Origin of the sequence: Flavobacterium limnosediminis JC2902, assembly GCF_000498535.1 — a bacterium.
GTDB lineage: Bacteria > Bacteroidota > Bacteroidia > Flavobacteriales > Flavobacteriaceae > Flavobacterium > Flavobacterium limnosediminis.
Map to the genome: position 1 here is coordinate 1 of NZ_AVGG01000046.1, position 859 is coordinate 859.

Annotated in this window: 1 pseudogene; it reads left to right on the plus strand. The window is 45.6% G+C overall.

The features are described from left to right. Positions 1-859: pseudogene (locus FLJC2902T_RS15500) on the plus strand (PD40 domain-containing protein); the annotation flags it as partial.

Here is an 859-nt window from a genome sequence, read left to right on the forward strand (position 1 = left end):
CTATATCACTCTGAGTTTTGTGTTCGCTGGTTTGACCTTATCAGCACAAAACAAACACACCCAGGCAGCAGACAAACTGTATAATCGTTACGAGTATATCGATGCGGCCGAGGAATATTTAAAATTAGTCAGCAACAACAAAGCCGACAATTACGTTTACCGCCAATTGGCCGAGAGCTACTACAACGTCTTCAATACAACTGAAGCCGCAAAATGGTATGCCAAGGCTACTGAGGAGAAACAGGATGCCGAAATCTATTACCGCTATGCCCAGATGCTGAAAGCCAACGGTCAGTACGAGGCATCGAACAAACAGATGGAGAAGTTTGCCTCTATGGCACCAAGCGATCAAAGAGCGGTTGCTTTCAGAAAAGAGCCGAACTACATCCCGAGACTTACCGATCAGCAGAAAATGTTCGATTCCAAAAACATGGACATCAACAGCGAGAAATCGGATTTCGGAGCGGTGCTTGGCAACGACAATACCCTGTACTTTGCTTCGGCCAGAAATACGGCCAAGAAAAGCTACGGATGGAACGACGAGCCATATCTGGATTTGTACAAGGCGACAAGAAATGAAGACGGTACTTTCAGCAAGCCCACCGAAGCGGAAGGGGTAAACAGTAAATGGCATGACGGACCGGCTGCGATAAGCGCAGACGGGAATACCATGTACTTTGCCAGTGAAACGTTCCGTGATAAAATCTTCGACAAAGACAAGGAAAAGAAAATCAAATACGGAAAAGTAGGTTTGTTCAAAGCTACTAAAGTAGACGGAAAATGGGGCAACGTACAGGCGCTTCCGTTTAACAACAAGGATTATCAGGTAGGAAACCCAAGTTTGTCCAAAGACGGAAAA